Here is a 25,436-nt window from a genome sequence, read left to right as displayed (position 1 = left end):
AATCCGCGCCGTCAAGCCGCCGGGGCTCTGTCTCCGGCGCTTCTATAATTAGTTGTCGCATTGAAGAAATAACCGCTTCGGGGCTGTCGCTAGAATGCCGCTCACCCCGGTAGGCGCGCTTTTCACAAGAATCGCGCCGGCAATGCGCAGACGAACAATAACCTTCACTTCTGCACGGGCAGCCTGGGCCAACCCCTTTCTCCTGCCAATCGAAGTCCTACCCTCGAAGGAGTTACTGATGAAGAAGTTTGCACTTCTCGGTGCGCTGGCCCTGTCCGCGCTTTCCCTGGTTGCCCACGCTGACGACAAGCCGGTCCGCATCGGCATCGAAGCCGGTTATCCGCCTTTCTCCTTCAAGACGCCCGATGGCAAGCTCGCCGGTTTCGACGTGGATATCGGCAACGCCCTGTGCGAAGAGATGAAGGTCAAGTGCACCTGGGTCGAGCAGGAGTTCGATGGCCTGATCCCGGCGCTGAAGGTTCGCAAGATCGACGCCATCCTCTCGTCGATGACCATCACCGACGAGCGCAAGAAGTCCGTCGACTTCACCAACAAGTACTACCACACCCCTGCGCGCTTCGTGATGAAGGCAGGCGTGACCCTGAATGACCCGCTGGTCGACCTGAAGGGCAAGAAGGTCGGTGTGCTGCGCGCCTCCACCCACGACCGCTACGCCACCGACGTCCTGGCCCCGGCCGGCATCGAAGTGGTGCGCTACAACTCGCAGAACGAAGCCAACATGGACCTGGTCTCCGGCCGCATCGACGCGACCATGGCCGACTCGGTCAACCTCGACGACGGCTTCCTGAAAACCGACGCCGGCAAGGGCTACGCCTTCGTAGGTCCGGAATACAACGATCCGAAGTACTTCGGTGGTGGCGCCGGCATCGCCGTGCGCAAGGGCGATACCGCCCTGGCCGAGAAATTCAACGCGGCCATCGCCGGCATCCGTGCCAACGGCAAGTACAAGGAAGTACAGGACAAGTACTTCAAGTTCGACGTCTACGGCGAGAACTGATCCACGTCCGGAAGTGGCGCAAACCCAGGCCTGACCCTGAAGTTTGTGCCACTTTTTTATTGGGGGTGAGCCTGCAATGGCGCTCGCCCTGAGCGTCCGTGTCGTTGCGGGCGGCGTCCGGTTTCATGAGGTAGGAAATTATGCTCAATGGCTACGGAGCCACCATCGTCGATGGTGCCTGGCTGACGCTTCAGCTCTCCCTGCTGTCGATGGCGCTGGCGATCGCGCTGGGTCTGCTCGGTGCGGCCATCCGCCTGTCGCCGGTGAAATGGCTGGCCTGGTGCGGCGACCTCTATTCCACCGTGATCCGCGGCGTACCGGACCTGGTGCTGATCCTGCTGATCTTCTACGGCGGCCAGGCCGCGGTGAACTGGGTCGCGCCGATGGTCGGCTATGACGACTACATCGACCTCAACCCGTTCGCCTCCGGTGTCGGCACCCTGGGCTTCATCTTCGGCGCGTACCTCTCCGAGACCTTCCGTGGCGCCTTCATGGCCATCCCGAAAGGGCAGGGCGAGGCCGGCTTCGCCTACGGCATGAGCGGGCTTCAGGTGTTCTTCCGCATTCAGGTACCGCAGATGATCCGCCTGGCCATTCCGGGCTTCACCAACAACTGGCTGGTGCTGGTCAAGGCCACCGCGCTGATCTCCGTGGTCGGCCTGCAGGACATGATGTTCAAGGCGAAGCAGGCCTCGGACGCCACCCGCGAACCCTTCACCTACTTCCTCGCCGTGGCGGCGTTGTACCTGGTGGTCACCAGCGTTTCCCTGGTGCTGCTGCGCATGCTCGAACGCCGCTATTCGGTCGGCGTGAAAGTTGCCGAGCTTTGAGTCAGAGGACGCCATCGTGATATTCGACTTCTCCGTCATCTGGGACAGCCTGCCGCTCTACTTCAGTGGCCTGCTGGTGACCCTCAAGCTGCTGGCGATCTCGCTGTTCTTCGGCCTCGTGGCGGCGGTGCCGCTGGCGCTGATGCGCTGCTCGAAGAACCCGGCGGTGAACCTGCCCGCGTGGCTCTACACCTACGTGATCCGCGGCACCCCGATGCTGGTGCAGCTGTTCCTCATCTACTACGGTCTGGCGCAGTTCGAGTTCGTGCGTGAAAGCGCGATGTGGCCGCTGTTGTCCAACGCCACCTTCTGCGCCTGCGCCGCGTTCGCCATCAACACCAGCGCCTACACCGCCGAGATCCTCGCCGGCAGCATTCGCGCCACGCCGCATGGCGAAATCGAAGCGGCCAAGGCCATGGGCATGTCGCGCCTGAAGATGTATCGCCGCATCCTGCTGCCCTCGGCGCTGCGCCGCGCGCTGCCGCAGTACAGCAACGAAGTGATCATGATGCTGCAGACCACCAGCCTGGCGTCCATCGTCACCCTGGTGGATATCACCGGCGCCGCGCGCACCGTGTACTCGCAGTACTACCTGCCGTTCGAGGCGTTCATCACCGCCGGCATCTTCTACCTGATCATGACCTTCACCCTGGTGCGCCTGTTCAAGCTGGCCGAGCGCCGCTGGCTGGCCTATCTCGCGCCGCGCAAGCACTGAGGAAACGACTGTGGAACGTATCGATCATCCGCTACCGTGGAGCAGCCTGGGCAGTGAGCGCCGCCTGAGCGTGTTCCGCTACGGCAAGGGCCCGCGCAAGGTCTATATCCAGTCCAGCCTGCACGCCGACGAGTTGCCGGGCATGCGCACTGCCTGGGAACTCAAGCAGCGCCTGGCCGACCTCGAGTCGCGCGGGCAACTGAACTGCGTTGTCGAACTGGTGCCGGTAGCCAACCCCATCGGCCTGGGCCAGACCCTGCAGGCCAGCCACCTGGGCCGTTTCGAGTTCGCCAGCGGGAAGAACTTCAACCGCGATTTCGTCGAGCTGAGCGCTCTGGTTGCCGAGCGTGTCGGCGAAAAGCTGGGCGCTGACGAAGCCGCCAACGTCGAGCTGATCCGCCAGGCCATGCGCGACGGCCTCGACGCGCTGCCGCCGGCCTCGTCCGAGCTGCAGGGCATGCAGCGCATCCTGCTGCGCCACGCCTGTGATGCCGAGGTCGTACTCGACCTGCACTGCGACTTCGATGCCGTCATCCATGTCTACGCGATCCCGCAGCACTGGCCGCGCTGGAAGTCCCTGGCCGCGCGCCTGAAGGCCGGCGTGGCGCTGCTCGCCGAAGACTCCGGTGGCAGTTCCTTTGATGAATCCTGCTCGCTGCCCTGGCTGCGCCTGGCGCAAGCATTCCCGCAGGCGGCGATTCCGCTGGCGTGCCTGGCGACCACCGTCGAGCTGGGCGGCGTAGGCGATACCCGCGTCGACCAGGCGCAGGACAATTGCGAAGCCATCCTCGGCTTCCTGGCCGAGCAGGGCCTGATCGCCGGCGACTGGCCGGCGGCCCCGGCCGAGTGCTGCGAAGGCATGCCCTTCGAAGGTACCGAATACCTCTACGCGCCCCACGTCGGTGTCGTGAGCTACCTGCGCAAGGCGGGGGAGTGGGTGGAGAAGGGCGACGCGCTGTTCGAAGTGGTCGACCCGCTGAACGACAAGGTCAGCACTGTACGTGCCGGAACCTCCGGCGTGCTGTTCGCCATCGAGCGTGGGCGCTATGCCCAGCCAGGGCTTTGGCTGGCCAAGGTGGCCGGGCGTGAGCCGTTCCGCAAGGGCCGGCTGATCAACGACTGAATTCGAGAACCGACACCATGTACAAACTTGAAATCCAGGACCTGCACAAGCGCTATGGCACCCACGAAGTGCTCAAGGGCGTCTCCATGGCGGCCAAGGCAGGCGACGTGATCAGCATCATCGGCTCCTCCGGCTCGGGCAAGAGCACCTTCCTGCGCTGCATCAACCTGCTGGAGCAGCCCCACGCCGGCAAGATCCTGCTCAACGGCGAAGAGCTCAAGCTCACCCCGAACAAGGACGGTGCGCTCAAGGCCGCCGACGCCAAGCAGCTGCAGCGCATGCGCTCGCGCCTGTCGATGGTGTTCCAGCACTTCAACCTGTGGTCGCACATGAGCGCCCTGGAGAACGTCATCGAAGCGCCGGTCCATGTGCTCGGCGTGTCGAAGAAAGAGGCGCTGGAGAAGGCCGAGCACTACCTGGCGAAAGTCGGCGTGGCGCACCGCAAGGATGCCTATCCCGCACACATGTCCGGCGGCGAGCAGCAGCGCGTGGCGATTGCCCGTGCCCTTGCGGTCGAGCCGGAAGTGATGCTGTTCGACGAGCCGACCTCGGCGCTCGACCCCGAGCTGGTTGGCGAAGTGCTGAAGGTCATGCAGGACCTGGCGCAGGAAGGCCGCACCATGGTGGTGGTGACTCATGAGATGGGCTTCGCCCGCGAGGTCTCCAACCAGCTGGTGTTCCTGCACAAGGGCCTGGTGGAAGAGACGGGCTGCCCGAGGGAAGTCCTCGCCAATCCGCAATCGGAACGGCTCAAGCAGTTCCTTTCCGGCAGCTTGAAGTAAGCTGTCTGTTATTCGCACCGTTGGGTGAACCTGCCGCATGACCGCACAACGCATCGGATTCCTGCTCTGGCCGCACACGCGGGCGCTGACCCTCGCGCTGGCCGAGGAGGCCCTGCGGGTCGCCCGCCGGCTGCACCCTGAAGCGCTCTACGAACCAGTGTTCATGAGTGCCGAACCGGTGGCCGAAGCGGACGGCTGGCGCCTGCCGGGGCAGTCCTGGAACGGTGTGCTGGAACAGTGCCAGCGTATTTTCCTGGTCGCTGACGAGATTCCCCAGACGGTCTCCGCGCCGCTGGGCGCCGTGCTCAAGCAGCTGTCGCGCAGTGGCGTGAGCATCGGCGCGCTGTCCGCCGGCATCTACCCGCTGGCGCAGCTGGGCCTGCTCGATGGTTACCGCGCCGCCGTGCACTGGCGCTGGCACGACGACTTCACCGAGCGTTACCCGAAGGTCATCGCCACCAATCACCTGTTCGAGTGGGATCGCGACCGCCTGAGCGCCTGCGGCGGCATGGCGGTGCTCGACCTGCTGCTGGCCGTGCTGTCCCGCGACCACGGTGCGGAACTGGCAGGCGCGGTTTCCGAAGAGCTGGTGGTGGAGCGCATCCGCGAAGGCTCCGAGCGCCAGCGTATCCCGCTGAAGAACCGCCTCGGCTCCAGCCACCCGAAGCTCACCCAGGCGGTGCTGCTGATGGAGGCGAACATCGAGGAGCCGCTGACTACCGACGAGATCGCCCAGCACGTGTGCGTCTCGCGCCGCCAGCTGGAGCGCATCTTCAAGCAGTACCTGACCCGCGTGCCCAGCCAGTACTACCTGGAGCTGCGCCTGAACCGCGCGCGGCAGATGCTCATGCAGACCAGCAAGTCGATCATCCAGATCGGCTTGTCCTGCGGCTTCTCCAGCGGCCCGCACTTCTCCAGCGCCTACCGCAACTTCTTCGGCGTGACCCCGCGCGAAGACCGCAACCAGCGCCGCGGCCAGGGCGCCGCCGAAGCCGCTCCGGTGGTCGCCGAGCGCGGTTGACGGCTCATTCTGTAGCGCCGTAGGGCGAATAACCTGGAACAGGTTATCCGCCGTTCCGGGCACGGCGGATAACGCTGGCGCGTTATGCGCCCTACGACTCTCTCGCCGGATACGTTGGCGTCATGCGGTTCGCGAGCAAGCTCGCTCCTACAGAATTACCCTCTCTGTCTTATTCCTGACCGTTCGTTCGCCGTGCGAACAAATTCCACGCCCTCTTGTACCCGCAGCAGTCCGCAAGCCTTACACTGCGCCTTCCCGACGCTTTCTGTCGCATTTCCGTAAGCCTCGGCAATTCGCGGGTTGGCGCTATAACAAGTTGTCGCATGGCGGCAATGCCGGCCCGTTGTTCGTCCCTACAATCCATCCATCGATAGCCGCCTCAACCAGGCAGGAGAACACCGATGTCCGCTCCGCAAGCTCAGGTCCAACGCTCCGACTTCGACCAGGTCATGGTTCCCAACTACTCGCCGGCTGCCTTCATTCCGGTGCGTGGCCAGGGTTCCCGAGTCTGGGATCAGAGCGGTCGAGAGCTGGTGGACTTCGCCGGCGGCATCGCAGTCAGTTCCTTGGGGCACACCCATCCGGCGCTGATGCAGGCGCTGACCGAGCAGGCCGGCAAGATCTGGCACGTCTCCAACGTCTTCACCAACGAGCCGGCCCTGCGCCTGGCCAAGAAGCTGATCGATGCCACCTTCGCCGAGCGCGTGTTCTTCGCCAACTCCGGCGCCGAGGCCAACGAGGCCGCGCTGAAACTGGCACGCCGCTATGCCCATGACGTATATGGCCCCGAGAAGTACGAGATCATCTCGATGGTCAACAGCTTCCATGGGCGCACCCTGTTCACCGTCAACGTCGGCGGCCAGGCCAAGTATTCCGACGGTTTCGGCCCGAAGGTCGAAGGCATCACCCACATTCCGTTCAACGACCTGGAAGCCCTCAAGGCAGCCATCTCCGACAAGACCTGCGCCGTGATCATCGAGCCGGTGCAGGGCGAGAGCGGCGTGCTGCCGGCCGACAAGGCGTACCTGGAAGGCGTGCGCAAGCTGTGCGACGAGAACAACGCGCTGCTGATCTTCGATGAAGTGCAGAGCGGCTTCGGTCGTATCGGCTACCTCTACGCCCACCAGTACTACGGCGTGAACCCGGACATCCTCTCCAGCGCCAAGGGCCTGGGCGGCGGCTTCCCGATCGGCGCCATGCTGACCACCGCGAAGATCGCCGAGCACCTAGTCGTCGGCACCCACGGCACCACCTACGGCGGCAACCCGCTGGCGTGTGCGGTCGCTGGCGCCGCCTTCGACGTGATCAACACCCCGGAAGTGCTCGAAGGCGTGAAAGCCAAGCACGAACGCTTCAAGGTCCGCCTGGAGAAGATCGCCGCCGAGTACGGCATCTTCACCCAGGTGCGCGGCATGGGCATGCTGATCGGCGCGGTGCTCAACGACGCCTTCAAGGGCAAGGCCAAGGACGTGCTCAACGCCGCCGAGAAGGAAGGCGTGATGGTCCTGCAGGCCGGCCCGGACGTGGTGCGTTTCGCGCCCAGCCTGGTGATCCCGGACGCCGACATCGACGAAGGCCTGGATCGCCTCGAGCGCGCCATCGCCAAGCTGACCCGCGGCTGATCCCCCGGCTACGCTGAAGCGGCGGGGCACGCGCCTCGCCGCCTGACCGGCCGGGTCGTCCCGGCTGGTGCTTTCGAATGCCCTGATGAGTGCGGCACGGGTTGTGTCGCGCCTGCCAATCACGAATTTTGTCTGGTTAGAGGAGTGACGCCATGCTGGTGATGCGCCCCGCCCAAGTGGCCGACCTGCAGCAAGTGCAGCGTCTCGCCGCGGACAGCCCGGTCGGCGTCACGTCGCTGCCGGACGACGCGGAACGCCTGCGCGAGAAGATCCTTGCCTCGGAGGCCTCGTTCGCCGCCGAAGTGAGCTTCAACGGTGAAGAGAGCTATTTCTTCGTGCTCGAGGACACCGACACCGGCCGGCTGGTCGGCTGCTCGGCCATCGTCGCCTCGGCCGGTTTCTCCGAACCGTTCTACAGCTTCCGCAACGAGACCTTCGTGCACGCCTCCCGCGAGCTGAAGATTCACAACAAGATTCATGTTCTCTCGCTCTGCCACGACCTGACCGGCAACAGCCTGTTGACCAGTTTCTACGTCGAGCGCGAGCTGGTGAACACGCCGATCGCCGAGCTCAACTCCCGCGGCCGCCTGCTGTTCATGGCCAGCCACCCGGAGCGCTTCGCCGACGCGGTGGTGGTGGAGATCGTCGGCTACAGCGACGAGCAGGGCCAGTCGCCGTTCTGGAACGCCATCGGGCGCAACTTCTTCGACCTCGACTACACCGAGGCCGAGAAGCTCTCGGGGCTGAAGAGCCGCACCTTCCTCGCCGAACTGATGCCGCATTACCCGATCTACGTGCCGCTGCTGCCGGATGACGCGCAGGAGGCCATGGGCCAGGTGCATCCGCGCGCGCAGATCACCTTCGACATTCTGATGCGCGACGGCTTCGAATCCGACAACTACGTCGACATCTTCGACGGCGGCCCGGCGCTGCACGCGCGCACCTCGGGTATCCGTTCCATCGCCCAGAGTCGCCAGGTGCCGGTGCGCATCGGCGAGGGCGGCAAGGGCAATCGCGGTTACCTGGTGACCAACGGCCAGTTGCAGGATTTCCGCGCCATCGTTGTCGAACTCGATTGGGTACCGGGCAAGCCCGTGACTCTGAACCAGCAAGCCGCCGAAGCCCTGGGCATCGGCGAGGGCGCCAGCGTGCGCCTGGTTGCGATCTGAGGGGAGAGAGCATGATCGTCCGTCCCGTAACCAGCGCCGACCTGCCGGCTCTTTTCGATCTGGCGCGCAGCACCGGCACTGGCCTGACCACACTGCCGGCCAACGAGCAGCGTCTGCAGCACCGCGTGAACTGGGCCGAAAAAGCCTTCCGCGGTGAGGCCGAGCGCGCCGACGCCGACTACCTGTTCGTCCTCGAAAACGATGACGGCAAGGTGGTGGGGATTTCCGCCGTCGCCGGTGCTGTCGGCCTGCGCGAGCCCTGGTACAACTACCGCGTCGGCCTGACCGTCAGCGCCTCGCAAGAGCTGGGTATCCACCGCGAAATTCCCACGCTGTTCCTGGCCAACGACCTCACCGGCCAGTCCGAGCTGTGCTCGCTGTTCCTGCATGCCGACCACCGCGCCGGCCTGAACGGTCGTCTGCTGTCCAAGGCGCGCTTCCTGTTCATCGCCGAGTTCCGCGAGCTGTTCGGCGACAAGGTGATTGCCGAGATGCGCGGCATGTCCGACGCGGCTGGCCGTTCGCCGTTCTGGGAAAGCCTGGGCCGGCACTTCTTCAAGATGGAGTTCAGCCAGGCCGATTACCTGACCGGCGTGGGCAACAAGGCCTTCATCGCCGAGCTGATGCCCAAGTTCCCGCTCTACAGCTGCTTCCTCTCCGAGGATGCGCGTGAAGTGATCGGCCGTGTCCACCCGGACACCGAGCCGGCGCTGGCCATGCTCAAGGCCGAGGGCTTCAGCTACCAGGGCTACGTCGACATCTTCGATGCCGGCCCCGCCATCGAGGCGCCGACCGAGAAGATCCGCGCCATCGCCGACAGCCAGAACCTGGTGCTGGCCATCGGCACGCCGGGCGATGACGCCGAGCCCTTCCTGATCCACAACCGCAAGCGCGAGGAGTGCCGCATCACCGCCGCGCCCGCGCGCCTGGCCGCTGGTTCGCTGGTGGTCGATGCGCAGACTGCCAAGCGCCTGCGCCTGTCCGCCGGGGCCTCGGTCCGCGCGGTGCCTCTCTCCGGAAAACGCAACTGACGCCGCCCGGCGTCAGGGGAGCCTGATGATGAATACCCACTACATTGCCGGCCAGTGGCTGGCAGGCGAAGGCGAGCCGCTGGAATCGCTCTGCCCGGTCAGCCAGGCCGTTGTCTGGTCCGGCCGTGCTGCCTCCGAGCAGCAGGTCGCCGCTGCTGTCGCTGCCGCACGCAACGCCTTCCCGGCCTGGGCGCGCCGCCCGGTGGAAGAGCGCATCGCCGTGCTGGAGCGCTTCGCTGCTACGCTGAAAGGCCGTTCCGAGGAACTGGCCCGCGCCATCGGCGAGGAAACCGGCAAGCCGTTGTGGGAAGCTGCCACCGAAGTGACCAGCATGGTCAACAAGGTCGCCATCTCGGTCCAGGCCTTCCGTGAGCGCACCGGCGAGAAAAGCGGCCCGCTGGCCGACGCGACCGCCGTGCTGCGCCACAAGCCGCACGGCGTGGTTGCCGTGTTCGGCCCGTACAACTTCCCCGGCCACCTGCCCAACGGCCATATCGTGCCGGCGCTGCTGGCAGGCAACGCCGTGGTGTTCAAGCCCAGTGAGCTGACTCCGAAAGTGGCCGAGCTGACCCTGCAGGCCTGGGTCGAGGCGGGCATTCCCGCTGGCGTGATCAACCTGGTCCAGGGCGCCCGCGATACCGGCGTGGCGCTGGCAAGCAACGACGACATCGACGGCCTGTTCTTCACCGGCTCCAGCCGCACCGGCAACCTGCTGCACAGCCAGTTCGGCGGTCGCCCGCAGAAGATCCTCGCGCTGGAGATGGGCGGCAACAACCCGCTGGTGGTCGACGAAGTGAAAGACGTCGACGCCGCCGTCTACACCATCATCCAGTCCGCCTTCATTTCCGCCGGCCAGCGCTGCACCTGTGCCCGCCGCCTGCTGGTGCCGCAGGGGGCCTGGGGCGACGCGCTGCTGGAGCGCCTGGTCGCCGTGGCCTCGACCATCAAGGTCGGCCGCTTCGACGAGCAGCCGGCGCCCTTCATGGGGTCGGTGATTTCCCTTGCCGCCGCCGAGCATCTGATCAAGGCCCAGGACAATCTGCTGGCCAAGGGCGCCAAGTCGCTGCTGGCGATGACCCAGCCGCTGGCTACCGCCGCGCTGCTGACCCCCGGCATCCTCGATGTGACTGCCGTGGCCGAGCGACCGGACGAGGAGTTCTTCGGCCCGCTGCTGCAGGTGATCCGCTACGCCGACTTCGACGCCGCCGTGCGCGAAGCCAACGCCACCCAGTACGGTCTGGCTGCCGGCTTGCTGTCGGACTCGCGCGAGCGCTACGAGGACTTCCTCATCGAGAGCCGCGCCGGCATCGTCAACTGGAACAAACAGCTGACCGGCGCGGCCAGCAGCGCGCCATTCGGCGGCATCGGCGCCTCCGGTAACCACCGCCCGAGCGCCTACTACGCAGCCGACTACTGCGCGTACCCGGTCGCCTCGCTGGAGAGCGACAGCCTGAGCCTGCCTGCAACCCTGACTCCGGGAGTGAGCCTGTGATGACCGCCTATGAAATGAACTTTGACGGTCTGGTCGGACCGACGCACAACTACGGCGGCCTGTCCTACGGCAACGTCGCTTCGCAGAGCAACAGCCAGGCGGCGTCCAACCCGCGCGAAGCGGCGAAGCAGGGCCTGTCGAAGATGAAGGCGCTGATGGAACTGGGCTTCAAGCAGGGCGTGTTCGCCCCGCAAGAGCGCCCGGCGGTTGCGTCCCTGCGCGCCCTGGGTTTCTCCGGTACTGATGCGGACGTCATCGCCAAGGCTGCCAAGGAGGCCATGCCGCTGCTGGCCGCGGTCAGCTCGGCGTCCTGCATGTGGACGGCCAACGCCGCCACCGTCAGTCCCAGTGCCGACACCGCCGATGGTCGCGTGCACTTCACTGCGGCCAACCTGAACTGCAAGTTCCATCGTTCCATCGAGCATCCGCAGACCAGCCGCATCCTCGCGGCGATGTTCAACGACGAGCAGCGCTTCGCCCACCACGCCGCATTGCCGGCGGTCGCCCAGTTCGGCGACGAGGGCGCGGCCAACCACACGCGCTTCTGCAAGTCATACGGCGAAGCCGGCGTGGAGTTCTTCGTGTTCGGCCGCAGCGCTTTCGACAGCCGCTTCCCGGCGCCGCAGCGCTACCCGGCGCGGCAGACCCTGGAAGCCTGCCAGGCGGTGGCCCGCCTGCACGGCCTGGGCGACGACGGCGTGGTGTACGCCCAGCAGAACCCGGCGGTGATCGACCAGGGCGTGTTCCATAACGATGTGATTGCCGTGGGCAACGGCGAAGTGCTGTTCCACCACGAAGACGCCTTCCTCGACACCGAGCGCGTCCTCGCCGAACTGCACGACAAGCTGGGCCGCCGTGGCGGCCGCTTCCGCGCCGTGTGCGTGCCGCGCGACCAGGTCACGGTCGAGGACGCGGTGAAGTCCTACCTGTTCAACAGCCAGCTGCTCACCCGCGCCGACGGTAACATGCTGCTGATCGTCCCGGAGGAGTGCCGCAAGAACGAGCGCGTGTGGAACTACCTGTCGCGCCTGACGGCCGAGGACGGCCCGATCCGCGAGGTGAAGGTGTTCGACCTCAAGCAGAGCATGCAGAACGGCGGCGGCCCCGCTTGCCTGCGCCTGCGCGTGGCGCTGAACGACACCGAACTGGCGGCGGTCAATCCCGGCGTGATCATGACCCCGACCCTGCACGACACCCTGGTCACCTGGGTCGACAAGCACTACCGCGATCGCCTGGCCGAGTCCGATCTGGCCGACCCGCAACTGCTGGTCGAGTGCCGGACGGCGTTGGATGAATTGAGCCAGATCCTTAAACTGGGCTCGGTTTATCCGTTCCAGCAGAACTGACGACCCGCCCACTGCCTGCCTGCGCTTGCTCATGCAGCGTTAGGAACAGGCTCAAGATGCTCATTTACAGCGCGTAAACTGCGCTCTTTCGCCTGTTCTTGCCTGGCCTGAGCTACGCTCGGCGAGGTATTGAACGGGTCAGGTGAACGACATGACCGAAAGCCTTCCGCTGATTCTCGAAGACAACCAGGGCGAACGCCGCGAGACCCACACCGCGCGCCTGGCCATCCGCCTGGAAGGGCGCGAGCTGTGGCTGGAAGCCGACGGCAAGGGCGGCCTGGTGATCTACGCCGACTCCCATGAGGACGATGCCGAGATCCCGCTGCTGGTGGTGCGCCCGCAGGCGGTGAACCAGTTGGGCCTGAGCCTGGAGCTGGAAGCCGCCGAAGTCCACGAACATGGTCCAGACTGTGGATGTGACCACCACCACTGACCGCGGAGTCCACGGCCGGCCAGGCCGCAGGACATGATGGAGGCGTCCGCATGCTAGCCCTGGGCAAACTGCTCGAACTGACCCTCGCCGGCCGTGAGCCGACGGAAAAGATTCAGCTCACCGCAGACGGCACCCGTTTGCACTGGCTGGCCGAAGGCGCCCTTGAAATTACTCCGCCGGTGGCGCGGGACAATGGCCGCGACCTGCTGCTCTCGGCCGGTATCCATGGCAATGAGACCGCGCCCATCGAGCTGCTCGACCGCCTGGTGCACCGCATCGCCCGCGGCGAGCTGAAGCCGTCGGCGCGAGTGCTGTTCCTGCTCGGCAACCCCGAGGCCATGCGCCGTGGCGAGCGCTACCTGGAACAGGACATCAACCGCCTGTTCTGCGGTCGCCATGAAGAGGGCAGCGGCAACGAGGCCCTGCGCGCAGCCGAGCTCGAGCGCCTGGCCGCCGCGTTCTTCGCCCGCGAAGGCCGCCCGCGCCTGCACTACGACCTGCACACCGCGATCCGCGGCTCGAAGATCGAGCAGTTCGCGCTCTACCCCTGGGCCAGCGGCCGCGAACATTCCCGCGAGGAGCTGGCGCGCCTGCGCAGCGCCGGCATCGACGCCGTGCTGTTGCAGAGCAAGCCGGGCATTACCTTCAGCGCCTACACCTACAGCCACCTGGGCGCCGAGGCCTTTACCCTGGAGCTGGGCAAGGCACGGCCGTTCGGGCAGAACCAGGCGGTGAACCTGGATCGCCTGGAAGCCATGCTCGAAGCCGTGATCAGCGGCCAGGAGGCAGACGGTGCGCAGATCGACGGCCTGCAGCTGTTCGCCGTTTCCCGCGAAGTGATCAAGCACAGCGACCACTTCCGCCTGCACCTGGACGACGCGGTGGACAACTTCACCGAGCTGGACCATGGCTTCCTGTTGGCCGAGGACATCGGCGGAACGCGCTGGATCGTGGAAGAGCAGGGTGCACGAATCATCTTCCCCAATCCGCGGGTGAAGAACGGCCTGCGCGCCGGCATCCTGGTCGTTCCCACCGAGCTCTGATCTCCCCGGCGCGCGCCCATCGCGCGCCTTGTTTCCCCACTGGCGAGCGCTTAGCATCGGCTCTTTGTGCCTGATGCCCGAGGAGCCTTGCCATGTCCATCATCGACCTTCGCAGCGACACCGTGACCCTGCCCACCGCCGGCATGCGCGAGGCGATGGCACGGGCCGAGCTGGGCGATGACGTCTACGGCGAAGACCCGACGGTCAATCGCCTGGAAGCGACCCTGGCCGAGCGCCTGGGATTCGCTGCCGCGCTGTTCGTCCCCACCGGCACCATGAGCAACCTGCTCGGCCTGATGGCCCATTGCGGCCGCGGCGACGAATACATCGTCGGCCAGCAGGCGCACACCTATAAATATGAAGGTGGCGGCGCCGCCGTGCTGGGCTCGATCCAGCCGCAGCCCATCGATGGCGAAGCCGATGGTTCGCTGGATCTGACCAAGGTCGAGGCAGCGATCAAACAGGACGATTTCCACTTCGCCCGCACCCGCCTGCTGGCGCTGGAAAACACCATGCAGGGCAAGGTCCTGCCGCTGACCTACCTGGCGGCTGCGCGCGAAATGACCCGCCGTCGCGGCCTGGCGCTGCACCTCGACGGCGCGCGCCTGTACAACGCGGCGGTGAAGCTGGGCGTGGACGCCCGTGAGATCACCCGCCACTTCGACTCCGTTTCGGTCTGCCTGTCCAAGGGCCTGGGTGCGCCGGTGGGCTCGGTGCTCTGCGGCGATGCCGAGCTGATCGGCCGCGCGCGCCGCCTGCGCAAGATGGTCGGTGGTGGCATGCGCCAGGCCGGCGGCCTGGCAGCGGCTGCAATTTACGCGCTGGACCATCAGGTCGAGCGCCTGGCCGATGACCATGCCAATGCCGAAGCGCTGGGCCGTGGCCTCGCTGAGCTGGGCTACAGCATCGAGCCGGTACAGACCAACATGGTCTACGTTGGCATCGGCGAGCAGGCCGGCGTGCTGGGCGAGCACCTGGCCGAGCGCGGCATCCGCGTCAGCCCGGCAGCGCGCCTGCGCCTGGTCACCCACCTCGATGTGAAAAGCACCGATATCCCGCGTATCGTCGAAGCTTTTGCCGCCTTTCGTCGTTCCTGACAGAAATTATTGCGCGATAGGGGTTAACTATCGCGCAAAGACACTACAACCTTGATGCGGGGCCGATATAATGCGGCCCTTTGCCGGCGATTCGTGGCCGCATTTTTCCGTGGAAGAACCTATGAAAAGCGCTGAAATCCGTGAAGCCTTCCTCCGCTTCTTCGAAGAGAAGGGGCACACCCGCGTAGCGTCCAGCTCGCTGATCCCCGCGAACGACCCGACCCTGCTGTTCACCAACGCAGGCATGAACCAGTTCAAGGACTGCTTCCTGGGCCTGGAAAAGCGCGCCTACACCCGCGCCACCACCAGCCAGAAGTGCGTGCGTGCCGGCGGCAAGCACAACGACCTGGAAAACGTCGGCTACACCGCGCGCCACCACACCTTCTTCGAAATGCTGGGAAACTTCAGCTTCGGCGACTATTTCAAGCGCGATGCCATTACCTATGCCTGGGAATTCCTCACCTCGGACAAGTGGCTGAACCTGCCCAAGGACAAGCTCTGGGTCACCGTCTACGCCACCGATGACGAGGCCTACGATATCTGGACCAAGGAAGTCGGCATTCCGGCCGAGCGCATGGTCCGTATCGGCGACAACAAGGGCGCGCCATACGCCTCCGACAACTTCTGGGCGATGGGCGACACCGGTCCGTGCGGCCCCTGCACCGAGATCTTCTTCGACCACGGCGCCGACATCTGGGGCGGCCCGCCCGGCTCGCCGGAAGAAGATGGCGACCGCTACATCGAGATCTGGAACAACGTCTTCATGCAGTTCAACCGCACCGCGGACGGCGTCATGCACGCGCTGCCGGCGCCGAGCGTGGACACTGGCATGGGCCTGGAACGCATCAGCGCCGTGCTGCAGCACGTCCACTCGAACTACGAGATCGACCTGTTCCAGAGCCTGCTGAAGGCGTCGGCCGACGCCATCGGCTGCGCCAACGACGACGCCCCGTCGCTGAAAGTGGTGGCCGACCACATCCGTTCCTGCGGCTTCCTGATCGCCGACGGCGTACTGCCGTCCAACGAAGGCCGTGGCTATGTGCTGCGCCGCATCATCCGTCGCGCCTGCCGCCACGGTAACAAGCTGGGCGCCAAGGGCACCTTCTTCCACAAGATCGTGGCCGCGCTGGTCGGCGAGATGGGCGAAGCCTTCCCCGAGCTCAAGCAGCAGCAGGCGCACATCGAGCGCGTGCTGAAGACCGAGGAAGAACAGTTCGCCAAGACTCTGGAGCAGGGCCTGAAGATCCTCGAGCAGGACCTGTCCGAGCTCAAGGGCAGCGTCATCCCCGGTAACGTGGTGTTCAAGCTGTACGACACTTACGGCTTCCCGGTGGACCTGACCAACGACATCGCCCGCGAGCGCAGCCTGACCCTCGACGAGGAAGGCTTCGAGCGCGAGATGGAGGCCCAGCGCGAGCGTGCCCGCTCCGCCAGCGCCTTCGGCATGGACTACAACAGCCTGGTGAAAGTCGACGGCGACACCCGCTTCCTCGGCTACCAGGGCGTTTCCGGTGCCGGCCAGATCATCGCCCTGTTCAAGGACGGCAAGGCCGTCGAGCAACTGAACGAAGGCGAGGAGGGCGTCGTCGTCCTCGACCAGACCCCGTTCTACGCCGAGTCCGGCGGCCAGGTCGGTGACAGCGGCTACCTGCAGGGTGCCGGCGTGCGCTTCGACGTGCGCGACACCACCAAGGCCGGCGGCGCGCACCTGCACCACGGTGTGGTTGCCCAGGGCAGCCTGAGCGTTGGCGCGGCTGTCAAAGCCGAAGTCGACGCCTCCGTGCGCCAGGCCACTGCGCTGAATCACTCCGCTACCCACCTGCTGCACGCCGCGCTGCGCCAGGTGCTGGGCGATCACGTCCAGCAGAAAGGCTCGCTGGTCGACAGCCAGCGCCTGCGCTTCGACTTCAGCCACTTCGAGGCGATCAAGCCCGAGCAGCTGAAACAGCTGGAAGACATCGTCAACACCGAGATCCGCAAGAACTCCGAGGTGGAGACCGAAGAGACCGACATCGAATCCGCCAAGAACAAGGGCGCCATGGCGCTGTTCGGCGAGAAGTACGGTGATCAGGTGCGCGTGCTGAGCATGGGTGGCAGCTTCTCCGTCGAACTGTGCGGCGGCACCCACGTGTCCCGTACCGGCGACATCGGCCTGTTCAAGATCACCAGCGAAGGCGGTGTGGCCTCCGGCGTGCGCCGTATCGAAGCGGTCACCGGCGCTGCTGCGCTGGCTTACCTGAATGGCGCCGAAGAGCAACTCAAGGAAGCGGCCGGCCTGGTCAAGGGCAGCCGCGACAACCTGCTGGACAAGCTGTCCGGCCTGATCGAGCGCAACCGTCAGCTGGAAAAGGAGCTGGAGCAGCTCAAGGCCAAGGCCGCCAGCGCAGCCGGTGACGACCTGGCGGGTTCCGCCGTGGACGTCGGTGGCGTGAAGGTGCTGTCCTCGCGTCTCGACGGCCTCGATGGCAAGGCGCTGCTGGCGCTGGTCGACCAACTGAAGAACAAGCTGGGCAGCGGTGTGATCCTGCTGGGCGGCGTGTTCGAAGAGAAGGTCGTACTGGTCGCCGGCGTGACCCAGGACCTGACCGCCAAGCTCAAGGCTGGCGATCTGATGAAGCAGGCCGCTGCGGCCGTGGGCGGGAAGGGCGGTGGTCGCCCGGACATGGCCCAGGGCGGTGGCGTGGATGCCGGCAAGCTGGACGAAGCGCTGGCGCTGGCAGTGACATTTGTCGAACAGGGCCTCTAAAGGCCCTGAAATACGGGGCCCGCAGCGCGTCCGGCGGGCCTTGGCAGCATGCGGTGATGCATGTTTAATGGGCGCCCTTCAGGAATCAGGCGGCTTTTGAAATGGCTTTGATCGTACAGAAGTTTGGAGGGACCTCCGTCGGCACCGTCGAGAGAATCGAGCAGGTAGCCGAGAAGGTGAAGAAATTCCGTGAAGCGGGCGACGACATCGTCGTAGTGGTGTCCGCCATGAGCGGCGAGACCAACCGCCTGATTGGTCTGGCCAAACAGATCATGGATCAGCCGATCCCGCGCGAGCTGGACGTCATGGTCTCCACCGGCGAGCAGGTGACCATCGCCCTGCTGAGCATGGCGCTGATGAAGCGTGGCGTGCCGGCGGTGTCCTACACCGGTAACCAGGTTCGTATCCTGACCGACAGTTCCCACACCAAGGCGCGTATCCTGAGCATCGACGATGCGAACATTCGCGCAGATCTGAAGGCTGGCCGCGTGGTCGTGGTCGCCGGCTTCCAGGGTGTGGACGAGCACGGCAATATCACCACCCTCGGCCGTGGCGGTTCCGACACCACGGGCGTGGCCCTGGCGGCGGCGCTGAAGGCCGATGAGTGCCAGATCTACACCGACGTCGATGGCGTCTACACCACCGACCCGCGCGTCGTGCCGCAGGCCCGCCGCCTGGACAAGATCACCTTCGAAGAGATGCTGGAAATGGCCAGCCTCGGTTCCAAGGTGCTGCAGATCCGTTCGGTGGAATTCGCCGGCAAGTACAACGTCCCGCTGCGCGTGCTGCACAGCTTCCAGGAGGGTCCGGGCACCCTCATTACCCTTGATGAAGAGGAATCCATGGAACAGCCGATCATCTCCGGCATCGCCTTCAACCGCGACGAAGCCAAGCTGACCATCCGTGGCGTACCGGATACCCCCGGCGTTGCTTTCAAGATTCTCGGCCCGATCAGTGCCGCCAATGTAGAAGTCGACATGATCGTGCAGAATGTCGCGCACGATAACACCACCGACTTCACCTTCACCGTGCACCGCAACGACTACCAGGCCGCTCTGGAAATCCTCAAGCAGACCGCCGCCAGCATCGGTGCGCGCGAAGCCACCGGCGACACCAACATCGCCAAGGTTTCCATCGTCGGCGTCGGCATGCGTTCCCACGCCGGTGTGGCCAGCCGCATGTTCGAAGCCCTGGCCAAGGAGACCATTAATATCCAGATGATCTCCACCTCGGAAATCAAGGTTTCCGTGGTCATCGAAGAGAAGTACCTCGAGTTGGCGGTCCGTGCCCTGCACACCGCTTTCGAACTCGACGCCCCGGCCCGACAGGGCGAGTAAGGCGAGAACTACCGAAAGGCGCGGCTACCCCGCGCCTTTTGTCGTTTTTGACTGTCTGACAGGAACTTTCTTTCCGGCAGGACTGGTCAATACTTGGGTGAAGGATTCGTGCACTTGATCTATACGAATCTGCCACCATTTCTTTTTTTGCAGACTGCTTATCCCGTAACACGTAAGGAGAAAGGAATGCTGATTCTGACTCGCCGGGTCGGAGAGACCCTGATGGTCGGTGATGACGTCACCGTGACTGTACTGGGCGTCAAAGGAAATCAGGTGCGTATCGGTGTGAATGCGCCGAAGGAAGTTGCTGTGCACCGTGAGGAAATCTACCAGCGCATCCAGAAAGAGAAAGACCAAGAACCAAACCATTAATTTTTCTAAAATTTTTCTTTGCAAACGGGGAAAACATGGATATCATGCGCCCCGTGTTGCGGAGAGGTGGCCGAGTGGCCGAAGGCGCTCCCCTGCTAAGGGAGTACACCTCAAAAGGGTGTCGGGGGTTCGAATCCCCCCCTCTCCGCCATTGCATCCTCTGGTGCGATGGTTTGTCAGGTAACGTAAGTTACTGAAAAGATTGAAAAATCTTGTTGACGAATCAGAAAAATCGCTCTAGAATTTGCGCCCTCATCAGCGCACTCATAGCTCAGCTGGATAGAGTACTCGGCTACGAACCGAGCGGTCGGAGGTTCGAATCCTCCTGAGTGCGCCATATACGAGGCAACGCGAAAGCGGGGCTTCAGTGGCGAAAGGGCTGAAAGGCCATTAGCTGCAACCAGTTGGTGAATCTGGTTAAACTTTACCAACGACGCACTCATAGCTCAGCTGGATAGAGTACTCGGCTACGAACCGAGCGGTCGGAGGTTCGAATCCTCCTGAGTGCGCCATATACCGGAAGGGCCTGCAGAAATGCAGGCCCTTTTTCTTTGCTCTCGAAAAAGTCTTCGCAGCGTGCTCAGCGCTTTGCCTTGCCCGTCACGCAGCCGTCCTCGTCGAATGTCACGGTACGCGCGCCGTGCCTCTTGTTCGCGTCATAGTGATAGCGCAGCGTCTCGTTGTGCTGGCTGACCTTATCCGGCTTTCCGAACGCGCTCTCGACGTCGCTGCGGGTCATGCCTGTCTTGATCCTGCCTTCGATGATCGCCTTGCGCCGCGCGCTGCCAGTAACGCGGTTGCCGCAACCGTTCTGCTGCTCTCCCACGATAACCAGTGAGTGATCTTCGAGTTCCCCGCCTTTGCCCTTGCTGCGTGCAGGAGCCTTCTGTGGTGCCGGCGCTTTTACTGCGGCCATGGGAACTGGCTCGCCCGAGCCGGGTGTTTGATTACTGGCTTCCTGGATTTCCTGCTGCCGTTCGGTTGGGCAGCCATACTGACTGAACAGCACGCTGCCATCGGCTGCGGTGCAGCGGAACACAGAGGCCGCTTGGCTGGTCGGTACTTGTGAAATCAGGAGCAAATAGAGCAGGGCAGACAGGCGCATGGTTCCTCCATGATGGCGGGCCTGCCTGCAGACTAGGAGTGGAATTTGTCAGTCGGAGCCGGGTGTCCTGTGGGAGCTTTCGGGCGTCGAACCGGGCAGTGATTCGGCAGTGAACTTTCACCTGCAAGCGATTGTTCTAGCCGCCATTTTGTAACGCGCAATACACCCCGGAGTGTTATCATTTCCCGCATCTGCCCTCGATGGGCGCATGGGACACCACCATGGACTTACCCAGTAGTTACTCAGAACCCCGATTGCGTACACACGACCTGATGTATTGATCCCCTCTGGCCCGTTCTGCCACTGGGGGTGGAGCGTGCTATGACCGAAGTAGAAGCCAAGAAGCCGCAGGAAAGCCTGCAGGACCGCCTCAACCAGGTGGTCGACCTGCTGCACAAGCACAAGCTGGTGGAAGACCTGACGCACCGTCAGGAAGGCCAGCATCAAGACCTCGTCGAAAACCTCGTGCACCGCCAGAACCTTGCCGAATTGCAGCGCAAGATGGACGAGTTGCACCCGGCCGACATCGCCCACATCCTCGAATCGCTGCCGCTGGATGACCGTCTGACGGTCTGGCAACTGGTCAAGGCCGAGCGCGACGGCGACATCCTCCTCGAAGTATCCGACTCCGTGCGGGAAACCCTGATCGCCGACATGGACGATCACGAGATTCTCGCCGCGGCTCGGGACATGGACGCCGACGAACTCGCCGACCTTGCGCCGGAATTGCCGCGCGATGTGGTCCACGAGCTGATGGAAACCCTCGATGCGCAGCAGCGCGAGCGCGTGCGCTCGGCACTGTCCTACGAGGAAGACCAGGTCGGCGCGCTGATGGACTTCGAGATGGTCACCATCCGCGACGATGTCAGCCTGGAAGTGGTATTGCGCTACCTGCGCCGCCTGAAGGAGCTGCCGGGCCATACCGACAAGCTCTTCGTGGTCGATTATGACGGCGTGCTCAAGGGCGTGCTGCCGATCAAGCGCCTGCTGGTGAACGATCCGGACAAGGACGTGGCGGAAGTCATGGCCACCGACCCTGTGACTTTCAGCCCTGATGAGGACGGCTATGACGCCGCCCAGGCGTTCGAGCGTTACGACCTGATTTCCGCCCCCGTGGTGGACAAGAACGGCAAGCTCATCGGCCGTCTGACCATCGACGAGATGGTCGACCTGATCCGTGAGGAAAGCGAAAGCGAAGTCCTGAACATGGCCGGTCTGCGTGAAGAGGAAGATATCTTCGCCTCGGTCTGGAAGTCGGTCGGTAACCGCTGGGCCTGGCTGGCCACCAATCTGGTCACCGCCTTCATCGCCTCGCGGGTGATCGGCCTCTTCGAAGGCTCCATCGAGAAGCTGGTGGCACTCGCGGCGCTGATGCCCATCGTGGCCGGCATCGGCGGCAATTCCGGCAACCAGACCATCACCATGATCGTCCGCGCCATGGCTCTGGACCAGATCCAGACCAGCAGCGCCAACCGCCTGCTGCGCAAGGAGCTGGGCGTAGCGTTGGTGAACGGCCTGGTGTGGGGTGGGGTGATCGGCCTGGTCGCCTTCTACCTCTACGGCAACTGGGAGCTGGGCGCCGTCATGACCGGCGCCATGACGCTGAACCTGTTGCTTGCTGCATTGATGGGGGTGCTGATTCCGATGACGCTGCTGCGCCTGGGGCGCGATCCCGCGATGGGCTCCAGCGTGATGATTACCGCCATGACCGACAGCGGCGGCTTCTTCATCTTCCTCGGGTTGGCCACGCTGTTCCTGATGTAGTGCCCGCCCCGCCGAAAAGGCCGCCCGCGAGGCGGCTTTTTTGTGTCCGTCATGCGGATTTGGAGGGCACGAAAGCACGGGCATGAAAAAGCCGGCTCAAGGCCGGCTGTTTCGGTTATCGCGAACGAATCAGGCTTCGTTCTGCGCCATCTCGGCATCGTGCGCGATGAGGGCGATCAAAGCGTTCTGCTGACGATGGGTCAGCTGGCGGAAACGCTGCAGCAGTTCGCGTTCGTGCAGGCTGAGTTCCGGGCTGTCCAGGCGGATGCCCAGGTTGTCCTGCAGGGCACCTTCCTGCAGCAGGCTCTGTTCGAGACGCGCGATGATCTCGGAGTTCATGCTGCGGTGGTGGCTGCGGGCGACGTCGGCGATACGCTCACGCATGCCTTCGGGCAGGCGTACGACGAATTTGTCAGCGGTACGGCTGGAGTAGGTGGGGGTTGCCTGTTTCAATGGGCGCATACTTTAAACCTGTAAGTCAGGGAGGCCGATGCCATGGGTCAGCGTTCGTTCAGGCCCTTTGACAGCGATTTCCAATGGCCGTTCAGCGCGTCGTCAAAGCTTTTGTGAAAATATCCAATAACTTGACGTCAAACCTTCGGCATATTGTGTCTTGGGTGAAGGCTAAATGCCAGCACCAATCGTCCGAAATGAGACCGCCTAGGCAGACCCTTCTTTAGATGGGAGTTAAGGGGAAAGCTGGCGATGTGCCCATATCCGTCAGCGTAGTCGATATGTCGTCCGTGGCTGCCTGCCGTTGGGCGGCCCGATACTCCCGCTTCGACGCAGGCTTTCATGATGGCACAGCGCCCGGCGGCGAGTCAGCGGATGCCCGCTTCAGGGGGCTTTCATCACGAGTTTCACTGGTATCCCACAAGGCTCGGCGTATTATCCGGCCCGCGGATCAGAATTGAAGTAGCGCCGAGCCGCCGGTGCACCGAGAGTCTTATGAGCCCAGGTAGACTGATTTTCCTGATGGGCCCTTCGGGATCCGGCAAGGACAGCGTATTGCAGGCTGCCAGCGTTCCCCTGGCCGCAATGGATTGCCGGATCGTCCGGCGCGTCATCACGCGTTCCGCGGAAGCGCGTGGCGAGGAAGCGCTTTCGGTGAGCGTCGAGGAGTTCAGCCGCCTGGAGCGTTCCGGTGCTTTCGCCATGAGCTGGCGTGCCAATGGCCTGCACTACGGAATTCCCCGCGAGATCGATGACTGGCTTGCCGCCGGTCACGACGTGCTGGTCAATGGTTCACGCAAATACCTGCCCGAAGCCCGCCGTCGCTATCCACAGCTGATCGCGGTGCTGCTGAAGGTCGACACCGGTGTGCTGCGCCAGCGCCTGCTCAAGCGTGGGCGGGAGACGCCGACGGAAATCGAGGAGCGCCTGGCGCGCAATGCGCACTTCGCCGATGGCCTGCCGGGCCCGCTGGTGGAGTTGGACAACTCGGTGTCCCTGGAGGTGACGGTCGGCCATCTGCTGGACCTGCTCGCCCCGCCGGATGCCCAGGCCAGCTGAGGTCAGTCCAGGCTCAGCGACAGGCTGACACCGTGGGGCGCAAAGCCCATCGCTGCGTAGAAGCGGTGTGCCATTTCCCGGTCCTGGTGGCTGGAGAGCGCCAGCTTGTAGCACTTCCAGTCCCGCGCCCACTCCACGGCTCGGCCGATCAGCGCCTGGCCGATACCCTGGCCGCGCGCACGGCTGTCCACCACCATGTCTTCGAGAATTGCCGAGCGGGCGAAGCCATGGGCGATGTGTTCGATCAGGTGCAGGGTGCAGGTGCCCAGCAAGGCTCCATCACGCTCGGCGATGAGTGTCACTCGTGACGGTAGCTGGTTGCCCAGGGCCAGCGCGAGCAGCGCGGTGTCGGGCAGCGGGTCGCGGGTTCCCAGTTGCTGCAGTAGCGGAGCGAGGGCCGCAGCGTCCTCGACCGTGGCGACGCGTACATCGAAGGTGGCGAAGGGGGAGTCGGGCAGGGCGCCGTCTACTGAGGTCATGGTGATTCTCCGGCTGACGGCAAAATTATGGACCGCGCCGGTGGCGGTGGCATGACAAATCGCTTGTCGGTGGTTAACATGCCGACCCGATTGTCCCGGTAGCTCAATTGGATAGAGCGTCCCCCTCCTAAGGGGAAGGTTGGAGGTTCGACCCCTCTCCGGGACACCATTCAGATCGGCAGCGATTCTGTCATCCGCTAAGTACCTACGCAGCGAGCATGCCCGAGCGTCCTGCTCATCTCGCTGCGGTATGTATCGCCAGATAAGAGAGTGATCTCTAATCGCTGAGCGAATGCCGCCTGGCATCTGCAAGCTCGGCCAGCGGCACCCACGCAGCTTGGGTTTCCAGCAAACTGGTGGTGTGCCCAATCGCACTCTACTGCGCTACGTGTGTACGGCTGTTCTCGCTGAATTTCTTGTCGCGTAGTCTGAGTATTTTGGCTTCGAAGAACTTGTAGACCAAGGCTGAGACTAGGAAGGTGAGGAATATGAATGCCAAAAATAGGGCGATGCAGGACAGGCCATCTGTCGCCGGAACTTTGAATTTCATTAGCAACATCAGGACTGGCAGATTGGCCAGATAGGCGGAATAAGACCATCTGGATATCCTTTCGGTGACGAAGGAAATATCCCATCGTGTTTTACTGGCCATCCCCAGCAAGATGAATCCCACTCCCCCGAGCGATGCCATTGTGAAAATGCTCGAACGTATCGCATAGCTTTCATTCAGGCTGTTGTCTGGCCAAGAGGCTACGTAGCCGCATGCGAGAAACAGAACGGAAAGCCCCACTGCCAGCCGGAAAACCGCTGCCTGCTCCTTATAGCGTTTCATGAGAAGTGCCGCGAGTACGCCGAACATAATCGAGTCGAGTCGGAAGAAGGTGATCTTTCTCAGGCCTTCGTCCATTGTCGGATTGTTCAGGAATAGCGCAAGAAGCCGTAGTGACGTACTGGCGAGTATTACCAATACGGCAGTTCTCAGCATCGCCTTTTCTGCCGTGGCCCCGAAATACATGAAGACTGCGATCAGCAACGGGCTCAACAAATAAAATATTTCCTCGACAGCCAGGCTCCATGCCTCACCGAAAAAGGGTGGATGCTGCCAGGCCAGACTTTGGGTGAAAGTGAGGTAATAGAAAATGTTGGGTAGTTCGGCAGGGCGAATCGAATGCGCCAATGCAATGTTGATGATGAGAAAAAGCAGGTAGTTCGGTAGTGTTCTCAGCCATCGCCGCGTCCAGAATAGAGGTACCCAGGATGCGGCAGAGCGAGACTCTTCGGCCGAGCGCAGAATGATACCGGGCGGCCGCAAAAACTGAGTGCAACACCCGACCATTTCGGTAAGGTGTTGCCCCATGTCCTATCACGAACTCAGCGCCACAGAGCGCGTCACGATCCA

23 protein-coding genes and 4 tRNA genes are annotated in these 25,436 nt (G+C 63.7%); 23 read left to right on the top strand and 4 right to left on the bottom strand.

Going from position 1 to position 25,436, the window contains the following annotated elements; translation table 11 throughout:
- Nucleotides 1-238 precede the first annotated feature (238 nt).
- The 20 genes from A9513_RS27440 to A9513_RS27345 all read left to right on the top strand — a co-directional run bounded on the left by A9513_RS27440 (nt 239) and on the right by A9513_RS27345 (nt 19,689).
- Nucleotides 239-1,018 (top strand): ABC transporter substrate-binding protein, encoded by a 780-nt coding sequence (locus A9513_RS27440; RefSeq protein ID WP_024766330.1) that lies wholly within the window; start codon nt 239-241, stop codon nt 1,016-1,018.
- Nucleotides 1,019-1,158: 140 nt separating this feature from the next.
- Nucleotides 1,159-1,848, top strand: coding sequence for an ABC transporter permease (locus tag A9513_RS27435; RefSeq protein WP_065327874.1), 690 nt, complete (start codon nt 1,159-1,161; stop codon nt 1,846-1,848).
- 16 nt (nt 1,849-1,864) lie between these two features.
- The gene (locus A9513_RS27430) at nt 1,865-2,563 is read left to right on the top strand and encodes an ABC transporter permease (protein ID WP_024766332.1); all 699 of its coding nucleotides are present in this window, start codon (nt 1,865-1,867) and stop codon (nt 2,561-2,563) included.
- A 10-nt stretch (nt 2,564-2,573) separates the two neighbouring features.
- On the top strand, nt 2,574-3,686 hold the full coding sequence (locus tag A9513_RS27425; RefSeq protein ID WP_038803319.1) for a succinylglutamate desuccinylase/aspartoacylase family protein: 1,113 nt from the start codon (nt 2,574-2,576) through the stop codon (nt 3,684-3,686).
- Nucleotides 3,687-3,703: 17 nt separating this feature from the next.
- Entirely contained in the window at nt 3,704-4,468 is a 765-nt protein-coding gene (aotP, locus tag A9513_RS27420) for an arginine/ornithine transport ATP-binding protein AotP (protein WP_024766334.1), read from the top strand.
- A gap of 37 nt (nt 4,469-4,505) precedes the next feature.
- Entirely contained in the window at nt 4,506-5,489 is a 984-nt protein-coding gene (gene argR, locus A9513_RS27415; protein WP_038803320.1) for a transcriptional regulator ArgR, read from the top strand.
- Between the two features lie 401 nt (nt 5,490-5,890).
- Nucleotides 5,891-7,111 (top strand): aspartate aminotransferase family protein, encoded by a 1,221-nt coding sequence (locus A9513_RS27410; protein WP_024766335.1) that lies wholly within the window; start codon nt 5,891-5,893, stop codon nt 7,109-7,111.
- A 152-nt stretch (nt 7,112-7,263) separates the two neighbouring features.
- Entirely contained in the window at nt 7,264-8,280 is a 1,017-nt protein-coding gene (gene aruF / locus A9513_RS27405) for an arginine/ornithine succinyltransferase subunit alpha (RefSeq protein WP_054907242.1), read from the top strand.
- 11 nt (nt 8,281-8,291) lie between these two features.
- The gene (gene astA, locus A9513_RS27400) at nt 8,292-9,311 is read left to right on the top strand and encodes an arginine N-succinyltransferase (protein ID WP_024766337.1); all 1,020 of its coding nucleotides are present in this window, start codon (nt 8,292-8,294) and stop codon (nt 9,309-9,311) included.
- Between the two features lie 25 nt (nt 9,312-9,336).
- The gene (gene astD, locus A9513_RS27395) at nt 9,337-10,803 is read left to right on the top strand and encodes a succinylglutamate-semialdehyde dehydrogenase (RefSeq protein WP_024766338.1); all 1,467 of its coding nucleotides are present in this window, start codon (nt 9,337-9,339) and stop codon (nt 10,801-10,803) included.
- A complete protein-coding gene (gene astB / locus A9513_RS27390; RefSeq protein ID WP_038803321.1) occupies nt 10,803-12,149 on the top strand; it encodes an N-succinylarginine dihydrolase in 1,347 nt (448 codons plus the stop codon). Before astD ends, astB begins: the two co-directional genes overlap by 1 nt.
- A 151-nt stretch (nt 12,150-12,300) precedes the next feature.
- Nucleotides 12,301-12,582 (top strand): GTPase, encoded by a 282-nt coding sequence (locus A9513_RS27385; RefSeq protein ID WP_024766339.1) that lies wholly within the window; start codon nt 12,301-12,303, stop codon nt 12,580-12,582.
- 50 nt (nt 12,583-12,632) lie between these two features.
- Complete coding sequence (gene astE / locus A9513_RS27380; protein WP_024766340.1) at nt 12,633-13,625, top strand: succinylglutamate desuccinylase; 993 nt, start codon at nt 12,633-12,635, stop codon at nt 13,623-13,625.
- Nucleotides 13,626-13,717: 92 nt separating this feature from the next.
- A complete protein-coding gene (gene ltaE, locus A9513_RS27375; RefSeq protein WP_024766341.1) occupies nt 13,718-14,722 on the top strand; it encodes a low-specificity L-threonine aldolase in 1,005 nt (334 codons plus the stop codon).
- A gap of 121 nt (nt 14,723-14,843) precedes the next feature.
- Nucleotides 14,844-17,468, top strand: a complete 2,625-nt coding sequence (gene alaS / locus A9513_RS27370) for an alanine--tRNA ligase (protein WP_065327873.1) — start codon at nt 14,844-14,846, stop codon at nt 17,466-17,468.
- Nucleotides 17,469-17,569: 101 nt separating this feature from the next.
- Nucleotides 17,570-18,805 (top strand): aspartate kinase, encoded by a 1,236-nt coding sequence (locus A9513_RS27365; RefSeq protein ID WP_037011532.1) that lies wholly within the window; start codon nt 17,570-17,572, stop codon nt 18,803-18,805.
- A 186-nt stretch (nt 18,806-18,991) separates the two neighbouring features.
- Complete coding sequence (gene csrA / locus A9513_RS27360; RefSeq protein ID WP_003085981.1) at nt 18,992-19,177, top strand: carbon storage regulator CsrA; 186 nt, start codon at nt 18,992-18,994, stop codon at nt 19,175-19,177.
- Between the two features lie 60 nt (nt 19,178-19,237).
- A tRNA-Ser gene (locus A9513_RS27355) sits at nt 19,238-19,328 on the top strand.
- A 109-nt stretch (nt 19,329-19,437) separates the two neighbouring features.
- Nucleotides 19,438-19,514: transfer RNA gene (locus A9513_RS27350), tRNA-Arg, on the top strand.
- 98 nt (nt 19,515-19,612) lie between these two features.
- A tRNA-Arg gene (locus A9513_RS27345) sits at nt 19,613-19,689 on the top strand.
- Nucleotides 19,690-19,757: 68 nt separating this feature from the next.
- On the opposite strand, the gene bamE is transcribed toward A9513_RS27345, so the two are convergent.
- Nucleotides 19,758-20,282, bottom strand: a complete 525-nt coding sequence (bamE, locus tag A9513_RS27340) for an outer membrane protein assembly factor BamE (RefSeq protein WP_065327872.1) — start codon at nt 20,280-20,282, stop codon at nt 19,758-19,760.
- Nucleotides 20,283-20,603: 321 nt separating this feature from the next.
- Here bamE and mgtE point away from each other — a divergent pair, with 321 nt between their 5' ends.
- Nucleotides 20,604-22,046 (top strand): magnesium transporter, encoded by a 1,443-nt coding sequence (gene mgtE, locus A9513_RS27335; RefSeq protein ID WP_038803637.1) that lies wholly within the window; start codon nt 20,604-20,606, stop codon nt 22,044-22,046.
- 129 nt (nt 22,047-22,175) lie between these two features.
- Here mgtE and amrZ read toward each other — a convergent pair whose 3' ends face one another.
- On the bottom strand, nt 22,176-22,508 hold the full coding sequence (gene amrZ / locus A9513_RS27330) for a transcriptional regulator AmrZ (protein WP_024764908.1): 333 nt from the start codon (nt 22,506-22,508) through the stop codon (nt 22,176-22,178).
- Nucleotides 22,509-22,994: 486 nt separating this feature from the next.
- Here amrZ and phnN point away from each other — a divergent pair, with 486 nt between their 5' ends.
- The gene (gene phnN / locus A9513_RS27325) at nt 22,995-23,558 is read left to right on the top strand and encodes a phosphonate metabolism protein/1,5-bisphosphokinase (PRPP-forming) PhnN (RefSeq protein ID WP_065327871.1); all 564 of its coding nucleotides are present in this window, start codon (nt 22,995-22,997) and stop codon (nt 23,556-23,558) included.
- Between the two features lie 2 nt (nt 23,559-23,560).
- Here the strand turns inward: phnN and A9513_RS27320 are convergent, their stop codons facing one another.
- Entirely contained in the window at nt 23,561-24,037 is a 477-nt protein-coding gene (locus A9513_RS27320; RefSeq protein ID WP_054907252.1) for a GNAT family N-acetyltransferase, read from the bottom strand.
- A gap of 92 nt (nt 24,038-24,129) precedes the next feature.
- Here A9513_RS27320 and A9513_RS27315 point away from each other — a divergent pair.
- Nucleotides 24,130-24,206: transfer RNA gene (locus tag A9513_RS27315), tRNA-Arg, on the top strand.
- A gap of 207 nt (nt 24,207-24,413) precedes the next feature.
- On the opposite strand, the gene A9513_RS27310 is transcribed toward A9513_RS27315, so the two are convergent.
- A complete protein-coding gene (locus A9513_RS27310; RefSeq protein WP_065327870.1) occupies nt 24,414-25,394 on the bottom strand; it encodes an acyltransferase in 981 nt (326 codons plus the stop codon).
- Nucleotides 25,395-25,436: the final 42 nt, after the last annotated feature.

Origin of the sequence: Pseudomonas sp. AU12215 (assembly GCF_001675465.2) — a bacterium.
Classification (GTDB): Bacteria; Pseudomonadota; Gammaproteobacteria; order Pseudomonadales; family Pseudomonadaceae; genus Pseudomonas; species Pseudomonas nitroreducens.
The sequence above is the reverse complement of the archived record's forward strand: the minus strand, read 5'-3'. Positions and strand labels throughout refer to the sequence as shown.